The organism is Frankia sp. CcWB3 (assembly GCF_977927595.1).
This window is the reverse complement of sequence record NZ_CDWRCK010000064.1, coordinates 6187-16001: the sequence shown is the minus strand read 5'-3', so window position 1 is coordinate 16001 and position 9815 is coordinate 6187. Positions and strand designations below refer to the sequence as shown.

The 9815-nt window shown below is 67.4% G+C and carries 7 protein-coding genes and 1 pseudogene; 3 read left to right on the top strand and 5 right to left on the bottom strand.

Annotation, left to right across the window (positions count from 1 at the left end; translation table 11 throughout):
• Positions 1-1334: 1334 nt before the first annotated feature.
• Both ACY5KJ_RS07485 and ACY5KJ_RS07480 read left to right on the top strand, forming a co-directional pair.
• On the top strand, positions 1335-2234 hold the full coding sequence (locus ACY5KJ_RS07485; RefSeq protein ID WP_462203054.1) for a MurR/RpiR family transcriptional regulator: 900 nt from the start codon (positions 1335-1337) through the stop codon (positions 2232-2234).
• 1227 nt (positions 2235-3461) lie between these two features.
• Positions 3462-4664, top strand: a complete 1203-nt coding sequence (locus ACY5KJ_RS07480; protein WP_462186343.1) for a cytochrome P450 — start codon at positions 3462-3464, stop codon at positions 4662-4664.
• Between the two features lie 121 nt (positions 4665-4785).
• Here the strand turns inward: ACY5KJ_RS07480 and ACY5KJ_RS07475 are convergent.
• Positions 4786-4983, bottom strand: a pseudogene (locus ACY5KJ_RS07475) (DUF1003 domain-containing protein); the annotation flags it as partial.
• A gap of 251 nt (positions 4984-5234) precedes the next feature.
• Between ACY5KJ_RS07475 and ACY5KJ_RS07470 the strand changes: the two are divergent.
• A complete protein-coding gene (locus ACY5KJ_RS07470; protein WP_462186344.1) occupies positions 5235-6065 on the top strand; it encodes a PhzF family phenazine biosynthesis protein in 831 nt (276 codons plus the stop codon).
• A gap of 168 nt (positions 6066-6233) precedes the next feature.
• Here the strand turns inward: ACY5KJ_RS07470 and ACY5KJ_RS07465 are convergent, their stop codons facing one another.
• From ACY5KJ_RS07465 to ACY5KJ_RS07450, 4 genes are all read right to left on the bottom strand, one after another.
• Complete coding sequence (locus tag ACY5KJ_RS07465) at positions 6234-6659, bottom strand: cold-shock protein (RefSeq protein WP_462186345.1); 426 nt, start codon at positions 6657-6659, stop codon at positions 6234-6236.
• A gap of 602 nt (positions 6660-7261) precedes the next feature.
• On the bottom strand, positions 7262-8341 hold the full coding sequence (gene hypE / locus ACY5KJ_RS07460) for a hydrogenase expression/formation protein HypE (protein WP_462203053.1): 1080 nt from the start codon (positions 8339-8341) through the stop codon (positions 7262-7264).
• On the bottom strand, positions 8331-9503 hold the full coding sequence (hypD, locus tag ACY5KJ_RS07455; protein ID WP_462203052.1) for a hydrogenase formation protein HypD: 1173 nt from the start codon (positions 9501-9503) through the stop codon (positions 8331-8333). Before hypD ends, hypE begins: the two co-directional genes overlap by 11 nt.
• The gene (locus ACY5KJ_RS07450; RefSeq protein WP_462186347.1) at positions 9500-9805 is read right to left on the bottom strand and encodes a HypC/HybG/HupF family hydrogenase formation chaperone; all 306 of its coding nucleotides are present in this window, start codon (positions 9803-9805) and stop codon (positions 9500-9502) included. The genes hypD and ACY5KJ_RS07450 overlap by 4 nt, the downstream gene beginning before the upstream one ends.
• Between the last annotated feature and the right edge of the window lie 10 nt (positions 9806-9815).

The following is a 9815-nucleotide window of genomic DNA, read 5'->3' as shown; positions in this document are numbered from 1 at the left end:
TTTCATTTCGACTCCATAGCGGGACGCCCCTTCCCTGCGTAATTTATCGGCGTACGTGTACGTTGAATCGCTCTGGCGACAGTACTCTGCGACGTCCTCGTGCTACCCCGCACGATCTCACCATGTACCCCGTCCGGGCTAACACGGCGGCGGGAACCGGGCACGGACGGTCCGCCCCGTGCCGTGTGTGCCGGGGATTTTTTCCGCACCCACCAGGAGACGTCGGCGAAAGCTGTTCGGCCGGCATGTTCCGACTCACCTGTCCTCACCAGGAAGACGGAGGACGGCGATACGATTATGTCGGGCTCTCCGAACGGGCCGGGTCCGCGGATGTGGTGTGTGCAGGATGATGGCCGCCAGCACGCCAGAATGGTCGGTGCGGAAAACTGGATCGGCCGGGACCGGGCCCACCCGGCACCGCCGGAACCAAGGAGGGTGATAAGGAGGGTTACGCAGAACTCATGGAATAGAAAGAGAGCGCCCGGATCACGGAGAATACCGACCGACAGGTCGGGAGCGGACGCCGGTGGTCGGTGTGCAGTACGTGCCAGACCCTGCAGTACTCGCCAGACCCTGGAGTTGGCGATGGCCCGGGTTGCGCTCGGTCAGGTGGTGTCCTCCCGAGTAGAGTTCCGGGCCGGAACTCTACGACCGACACGACAGCAGGGCTCCATAGGTGTCGCGCCGGTTGCCGTCGGACAGCCGGTTGTAGGTGAGGTAGAGCGTGCGGCGGGAGTGGCCGGAGTGGTTGGGGGCGCTGCCGGCCGGGGGCCGGTGGCCAGTCTTCGACCTCCTGGGCCCATCGGCGCAGCAGGGCCAGATCGTCTCCCGGCAGGAAGCCGTCGACGAGCCAGACTCCCGTCCCGCGCCACCGGTCGAGATCGGCGGTCACGTGCGACCCCAGCCGGGCCATGGATCCGCTTGGCAGACTCACGCTTCACCCTTTTATAAAAAATCACCTAACTGATACAATTTCGAGTAACGAATTTCTATCGCGTAATCCAACCTTGCCAGCTACGACGCTCGGATCTCCCTGGCGCTATCCGAAGATGACCGGCTTACCGAGTGGCAAGCCGGTGGACGGCGCCCCGACGATCCGCCCGACCTCCCCATCGACTGCCCCCGCCCTGATCCACGGCCATGACCGTAGACGACCGTAGACAGCAGAAGGAAACATCCTCTTAACAGGATCTATTAGATGGATAGAACTTTCATACAGTATGATTTCTACCGAAGAAACAGATCTTCATCCAACCCGTGCGGCAGATGGCAGTACACCACCGGCAAGCCGGAAGCCGGAAAGCGCGAGGATGGCGACGACGTTGGGAGAGACCATGACCGGACCGACGGCCGTCGAGGCGATCGACGAGCCCGCCCAACCCCTCCCCGAGCCGGGCGGCACCATCGCGCACCTACGCGCCTGCCTGCCGACCCTCACTCCCAGCGGTCGCAAGATCGGCCAGCTGATCCTCAGTGACCCGAGGGAAATCGTTCACCTCACCGTCACCGATCTCGCCGATCGGACCAGCACCTCCGTCGCGACCGTGGTCCGGTTCTGTCAGGACCTCGGCCTCAAGGGCTTCGCCGACCTCAAGATCCGTCTCGCCGGCGAAGCGATTCCCCCCGAACGCGGCCTTCACGAAGACGTCACTCACGCCGACTCCCCTGCCACCATCCTGGAGAAGATCCTCCGCAGCACCGAGGCGGCCCTGTCCGAGACCACCCGCACCGTCGACCGCACGGCATTCGCCCGCGCGGTCGACGCCCTGCATCGCGCTGACCGGGTCCTGCTCATCGGCGCGGGGACGTCCGCCCCCCTCGCCCAGGACGCCGCCTACCGCTTTCGCACCCTCGGCCTGCTCGTCGAAGCCCCCGCCGACGCCCACGTCCAACATGTGGCCGCGCGCCTGCTGCCCCCCGCCTCCGCCTGCCTGGCCATCAGCCACACCGGGCAGACCCGCGAAACCCTGGCCGGCGCCGCCGCGGCGCGCGCGGCGGGGGCCACGACCATAGCCCTCACCAGCTTCTTCCGATCCCCCCTGACGAGGCTGGCCGACGTAGCCCTCGTCGCCGGCAGCAGCGAAACAAACTACCGAGTCGAGGCCATGAGCAGCCGCATCATCCACACGACGGTCCTCGACGCCCTGTTCGTGGCCGTCCACCTCGCGCAACCCGACCGCGCCCAGAAAGCCCAGGAACTCACCGCCGAGGTACTTACCGAACACCGGATCTGACGCCCAAGTTCACGGAGGTGAACCCGCGGAGCGCGACGGCGAGGGTGGCCGTGGCCAGGGTGGCCATCTCCCGGTCCGGTACGGGGCCGGCGGCGGTATCGGCGGTCCTCTCACCCCGCCCGGACGGCACGAACTAAACAAACCGCGCAAACCGTGCGCCGGCCTCCCACCGCACCCGCTCGCACCCGCTCACTCAGGCGGCGCCCACGATCCTTCGACTGGCCTTCGGCCGGCGAATCTGGGGGACCTGAGCACGGTCCGCGGTCCCTGGACCGTGCCTTGCTCCCCACAACTCGGCCGGTCCGGCCGGACGCCGGCCACGCCGGGCGACCGAGATACCAGATGATAATGTATTCGCTATCTGCATTCACTATCTGCGTCCGGCGCCGGAACATTCACGTTCAGTGGCGCGGTCACTGCCGGGAAGGGCGTCACCTGCACCACCGAGGTGGCATCCGACGGGAAGTACGGCGGGACGCGGAGGGCGTCCCGATCGGCGTAAAATCCTTCACGCGGCACGGAAGGGCGCGACACGTGATTCCCGTCGCGATCGCCTTGCCGGGCCTGCCGTAGACCATGACGGCGAGCTTCCGAAAAAGCGCCGTGACCACGCTCGGCGTGAACGCCCCGCCCACCAACCGACACAATTGGGTAGTCAGATCACGGCCCGCTGCTGCGCCCCGGAGGGGACGTAATGAAGTAACAAATACGTGATCGAGAGCATCATCGCAGGTCACAGGCCTGTGGAGGGTTCGAAACGCGCAAGTTATTTCATTTCGACTCCGGAGAGCACGAATGAGGGCACGAATGATGGCACGAATGCGCCGACCCTCCCAATCCTTCCGGTAAAGTCGGACGGGACCCGGACCCGGAGCGTGAAAAGCGGAGCGTGAAAAGCGGCCAGAACCGTTGAGGCATGCCGCCGAACCTGGCGGACCGTCACGGCCGGGACCGTCACGGATTCCCCGCGCCGAGGGCACCATTGCCGGCGCACAGGCCATTACAAGAGGTTTCGGGCGTCCGGCCGACGGCTTCCTCCGATGCCACCCGGCTCCGCCTCGAGCCGTTACCCGAACAAGCCAGCCGCAGGGGCGGCGGAGGCTTTCCCTCGCATCCACCAACGATTCGATAGACATCAGCAGCACTCCATCGCCTCACCGGTCAGTCATGACGGCCCTGAAGCCGCGCCCCCGGTCGGTTTCCGGAGTGCCCTGGGAAGGAGAATCCATGGCGGATCCCGTGGTGACCGACGTCGGGACGTCGGCACGCAAGATCAACCGCGAAGACCCGAACGGCGGATGCCCGGTCGTGCAGGGCGCCGACGGCGTATGGCGGATCAGCGGGTACGCCGCCGGACAGGCGGTGCTGCGCAGCCTGGAAACCAAGCAGGCCGGCCTCGGTATCGACGCCTCTAAGGCGATCCCCAAGCGGATCCGCCGGCCGGTGCTGCACAGCGACGGCCCCGAGCACCGGGAACGCCGCCGGCTGACCGCACGATTCTTCACTCTACGCAGGGTCGACGAGCACTACCGCGAGCTGATGCACCGCGTCGCCGACGAGCAGATCGACCGGTTGCGCCGCGAGCGGAGCGTCGACCTGTCCGAGCTCAGCTTCGCCCTCGCCGTCGAGGTCGCCGCGGCGGTGATCAGCCTCACCAACAGCCGCCCCGGCATGGCCGCCCGCCTGGAACGGTTCGCCCAAGGAGACCTCGGACCGCCGAATGTCACCAGCATCCGCGGCATCAGGCAGTTCATCCGGCAGAACCGCCACGCCCTCGCCTTCTACCTCGCTGACGTGCGCCCCGCGGTACGCGCCCGCCGTCGGCGACGCACCGACGACCTCATCTCACACATGATCGATCAAGGCTGCACCAACGCCGAGATCTTCGCCGAGTGCGTCACCTTCGCACCCGCAGGAATGATCACCACTCGGGAGTTCATCAACGTCGCCGCCTGGCACCTGTTCACCGACGACACACTGCGCGCCCGCTACCGCGACGCCGACCAGACCGAACGGATCGCGATCCTGCACGAGCTCCTGCGATTGGAACCGGTCATCTCCACTCTCAAACGGCGGACGACAGCCGACATCCACCTACCGGGCCCACGCGGCCCGCTGACGATCCCAGCCGGCGCCCAGATCGACATCGCGGTGAGCAGCACCAACGTCGACACGCAGGCCATCGGCGCCGACCCGTACACGGTCCGCCCCGCCCGCCCGATCGGCGACGGCGTGAGTCCGGCGGGGCTGAGCTTCGGCGAGGGGCCCCACAAATGCCCCGGCGCACACGTCGCCATCCACGAAACCGACATCTTCCTGCACAAGCTGTTCATGCTCGACGGCCTACGCATGGCCAGCCCACCTCAGGTCACCCTCCGGGACGAGATCGCGGCCTACGAGCTGCGCGGTCTCGTCGTCGCGCTCGACTGAATCATCGCGTTCGGTTGAATCGTCGCGCTCGATTGACCTGGCCCCACGCGCCCGGCGCCGGGCACCAGGTACTGGCACCAGGTACCGGATCCGCGTCGTCGCCGACGATGAACCTGAGGCGTCACGGCACTCCCGGATCCATCACTCCCGGATCCATCAGCTCGGCCTGGCCGTTACGGATCTCCGCTCGGGCGTGCGCGACGAGCTCCTGAACGTCCCGTTCCACCTCGTCGGGGCCAAGCCCGAGCGCCGGCCCGATGTGGAGCGACCACACCTCGGACCGCAGGTTGGTCTCGAAGTCGAGTTCGGCACGGAGGTGGCACGGAGGTTCTGCCGGGCGGCCTCGCGGTTCTGGCGGAGGCGGGCGGCCACCCGCCTCGACGTGATGGGGTCGGCCATGGGTGTCGGCGGAGGAACTCACGCCTTCATGCTGATATGCACCCGGAGGCATTCCCGCGCCGGCCCGCTCCTGGTGACGCCCCATCGTCTCCAGCCGCCTGGCGATCGGAATCCAGGAATTCCTCGCCCGCATCCGCGCGGTCAGCCGGCGGGCCGCGGGACACTGGGCCGATGCCGCGTCCCTTCCAACAGATCGATGTCTTCTCAAGATCCCCATATCAGGGCAATCCGGTAGCCGTCGTGCTCGACGGATCGGGACTCGACCCGGAGGAGATGCAACGGTTCGCCCGGTGGATGAACCTCTCGGAGACCACCTTCATCCTGCCGCCCACCTCACCGGACGCCGACTACCGGGTCCGGATCTTCACGCCCGGTGCCGAGCTGGCCTTCGCGGGGCATCCCACGCTGGGTACCTGCCACGCCTGGCTGACCACCCGGCCTCCGGCCGAACGGGGCGATGTGGTCGTTCAGGAGTGCGGTGCCGGGCTTATTCCCGTTCGGCGGACCGCGGACGGACTCGCGTTCGCCGCACCCCCGCTGCGACGCTCGAGGCCGGTCGAGGAGGCACTCATCCAGCGCATCAGCACGGTGCTGGGCATCGCCCGCGACGACATCGTGGCCGCCGAGTGGGCGGACAACGGGCCGGGATGGATTGCTGTTCTGCTCGACAGCGCCGAGGCGGTCCTCGCGTTGCAACCGGGCATCGTCGACCTGCATCTCGGCGTGCTCGGCCCGTATCCGCCAGAGTCGACCGAGACGTTCGAAGTTCGGGCCTTCTTCCCCGTGAACGGCACGATGAGGGAGGATCCGGTAACCGGAAGCCTCAACGCGTCCGTCGCCCAATGGCTGCTCCGGACCGGACGAGCGAGCGCGCCTTACACGGTGAGCCAGGGAACACTGCTCCACCGGACCGGACGGGTGCACATCTCCGCTGATGCGGACGGCACGGTCTGGATCGGCGGCGAAACGATCACCTGCGTGTCCGGCTTCGTCGAGCTGTAGGTTCCCCCCGGCGGGAAGAACCGCCGCCGCGCGGGACGCCGAACGACGGCGCCTGCCCGGCTCCGCCGGACCGCCCGCGCGATCCAGATCCTCCCGCCCCCGAGGCCCCGAGGCCTCCCACGTCCGGGCAAGAGACGGCCGGACACGGGAAAGGCGCCCGGATACGCGTCAGTTCTCGATCCAACCGTACTTCTCGGCCACGCCCATCAGCTCGCTTCTGACCCGAACTATCTGCGTCCCCGTCAGGGTCGGGTCGATCCGGAGCAACAGTTCGGTGATTTCCTGGGTGAACTCCCCGACCGGCAGGACGTCACAGAGAGCGTCGGAATCGTCCGCGTGGACGGTTCCCCTCGTCGGCGCCGGAGCGGCCAGGCCCGAAGCCGCAGGTGTGGACCTGAGGATGCGGGCCGAACTGGCCTTCAGCCCACGCTCGCCCTCCTCGATCTCGAACTCCATGACGGCCCCGGGGACGACGAGATTCTTCTCAACAAGAAGATCGTTGGCATGTAGGAAAATATCGTCTCCTCCGTCACTGGGAGCTATGAAACCGTAACCCCGAACATGGTCGAAGCGAAGAACCTTACCTGTACTCACGACTCACCTCAACAACACCCGAAAGACCATACGATTATCCACCGCCACTTCGCCCACCCAACCGCCACGTGGCGGGCCGGACGGCTCGAGAGTGAAGCATACCCCCACAGCCCCAACCGACCGCAAGCCCGACGCATCCACCCTCACCCTCGACGGAAACAACCGCGCCAATGCCCACCCACGCTACCTCGGTTGAGACCAACGTTCAACGCGGAACGATGGGTCATCCTTTCGCGATTACGACCACACCCCCAAGACGGATCCGCGATCACAGGAACGAACATGTGTTCGACACTGCCGGGCGAGGGGGCTACGCTTACAACCATGTTCACGTCCACATCGTCCCCGGCCACCTGACCATGATTGTCGCCATCCCGAGCCGCCGACGCCTGTCTCCGAACGTCGGGAGGACGTCCTCGCCGCATTCCGCCGGACGCCCGCGGCGCGCCGGTCAGTCACTCCCTGAGCCCCGGCCCGCCACCGAGAGACTGACAGACATGCACGTCACCATTCCACCTGCCCGAGGATCTCGTCGAATTCAGCGACAGAGGCGCGGACCAGAATGCACGGGTCCGCCCTCAACTCGAAAACAGCTCAGGGATTCAGCAGATTCGGGGAAGTTGCTCGCCGACCGGGAGGTCCACCACGCGGCTCGCGCCGAGACCGGTCCTCGCGACCACCATTCCCGGGTGTTCCGCGGTCACCATACCTGTCACGGCCGCGTTTCGGCCGAGTGGGCACGCGCGCATCGCCTCAAGCACCCGATCGGCGTCCCGCGGCGCGACCATCGCCACGAGCTTGCCCTCGTTGGCAATGTAGAAGGGGTCCAGCCCGAGAATGCTGCAGGCGTCGAGGACCGGCTCGGGAACGGGAACATGCCGTTCGGTGATGACGATTCCCACCCGCGCGGTCCGCGCGATCTCGTTGAGTGTCGCGGCCAGTCCTCCGCGCGTCGGGTCCCGCAGGGCGTGCACGTCCGCACCGGTGCGCAGCATAGCGCCGACCAGTCCGTGCAACGGAGCGGTGTCACTGCGGACCGCCGTGGCAAATTCCAGGCCCTCCCGGCAGCTGAGCACGGCGATCCCGTGCAGCCCGATCTCGCCGCTGACCAGGACGACGTCGCCCGGCCGGGCCCGAGCGGGCCGGATGTCGACGCCGTCGGGAACCAGGCCGATCCCCGCCGTGTTGACGTAGACCCCGTCACCGTGACCGGCATCGACGACCTTGGTGTCACCGGTTACCAGCCGGACGCCCGCGACACGGGCCGCCGCTCCGAGCGCATCCGCCACCCGGCCAAGATCGGTCAGCTCGGTGCCCTCTTCCAGGATGAACGCGGTCGAGAGGTACCGGGGTTCGGCGCCGGACATCGCCAGGTCGTTGACAGTTCCGTTGACCGCAAGATCGCCGATCGAGCCGCCGGGGAAGAACAACGGTCGAACGACGTAGGAGTCGGTGGTGAACGACACCCGTGCGCCGTCGACGGTGACCACGGCCGCATCCCCCAGGTCCTCCGGACCGCCCGCGCCGGCGACTCCGAAGGCCGGCAGGAAGAGATGCTCGACGAGCTCGGCCGACATCGCGCCCCCGCCGCCATGCCCCATCACGATCGTGGGGCACTCCACCAACGGCACAGGACAGGTCCACGCGGCCGGATCCACCGCCGTCACGGCCTCATCCACCATGTCCCACCTCCAGCGCACGTCCCACCTCCAGCGCACGTCCCGCTTCCGGCGAGGCCTGCGCAACCGCCGGAGAGGTGCTCATCCGGCGGTAGAGGTAGTAGGCGGCACAGGCCCCTTCGGAGGACACCATGGTCGCGCCGAGCGGGGTCCGCGGCGTGCACTGCCGTCCGAAGGCCACGCACTCATGCGGCTTGATCAGGCCTTGGAGCACCTCGCCCGATCGGCACGCCGAAGACTCGGCCGTGTGGACATCCGCCACGGCGAACCGCAGCTCCGCGTCGAAGTCGCGGTAGGCCGGCGACAGGCGCCAGCCGCTACCCAGGATGACACCGATGCCCCGCCAGGCCCGGTCGGCCACCTCGAAAACGTCCCGCAGCATCGCGATGGCGGCCGGGTTGCCGGCGGCCGGAACCGCCCGGGGATAGGCATTCTCCACCTCGTGTCGGCCGGCCTCCAGCTGCACCACGGTGCGCCGGATGCCCTCGAGGAGGTCGAGTGGTTCGAAGCCGGTGACCACGATCGGCACGCCGTAACGCCGCGCCAGAGCCGGGTACTCGCCGGTGCCCATCACGCTGCAGACGTGACCAGCGGCCAGGAACCCCTGGACGCGGCAGCTCGGCGACTCCATGATCGCAGCGATCGCCGGCGGTACCAGCACATGCGACACCAGCAGGGAGAAGTTGCCCAAGCCGAGCCGTTTCGCCTGGAAAACCGTCATCGCGTTGGCCGGCGCAGTGGTCTCGAATCCGATCCCGAAGAACACGACCTCCCGATCGGGGTTGCGCTGGGCGATCGTCAGGGCGTCCAGCGGGGAGTAGACCACCCGGACGTCGGCACCCGCGCTCTTCACCCGGAAGAGGTCCCGATCGCTCCCCGGTACCCGCAGCATGTCGCCGAAGGAGCAGAAGATGACGCCCGGCCGCGCGGCGATCTCCAGAGCCCTGTCGATGATCTCGAGCGGGGTCACGCACACCGGGCAGCCGGGACCGTGGATCATCTCGATGCCCTCGGGCAGAAGCTGATCGATACCGTGCCGGATGAGCGAGTGGGTCTGCCCACCGCAGACCTCCATGATCGACCATGGGCGGGTCGTCGTCGCGTGGATCTGTTCCAGCAGCCGACCGGCCAGCTCCGGATCCCGGAACTCCTCCAGATACCTCACCGCGTCATCCCCTCCTCCTCGCCGGCCCCGCGGGCCGTGGCACTCACACCGTCCGCACCGTCACCCAACTCCTCGGTCAGGAGTCCCATCCGCGCGAAGGTGGCCAGCGACGCCAACGCCGACCGTTCGTCCAGCCGTTGGATCGCGAACCCCACATGCACGATCACGTACTCGCCGACCGTGATCTCGGGCAGGTACTGCAGGCAGACGTCCTTGCGCACACCTCCGAAATCGACCTCGGCCGTCCGGGCCCCGTGGCGTTCCTCGATCCCCACCACCCGTCCTGGAACCGCGAGACACACCTGTTCCTCA

Coding starts and splice junctions, on each gene's coding strand:
- ACY5KJ_RS07485 (WP_462203054.1), top strand. CDS start 1,335: ATGACCGGACCGACGGCCGTCGAGGCGATCGACGAGCCCGCCCAACCC.
- ACY5KJ_RS07480 (WP_462186343.1), top strand. CDS start 3,462: ATGGCGGATCCCGTGGTGACCGACGTCGGGACGTCGGCACGCAAGATC.
- ACY5KJ_RS07470 (WP_462186344.1), top strand. CDS start 5,235: ATGCCGCGTCCCTTCCAACAGATCGATGTCTTCTCAAGATCCCCATAT.
- hypE (WP_462203053.1), bottom strand. CDS start 8,341: ATGGTGGATGAGGCCGTGACGGCGGTGGATCCGGCCGCGTGGACCTGT.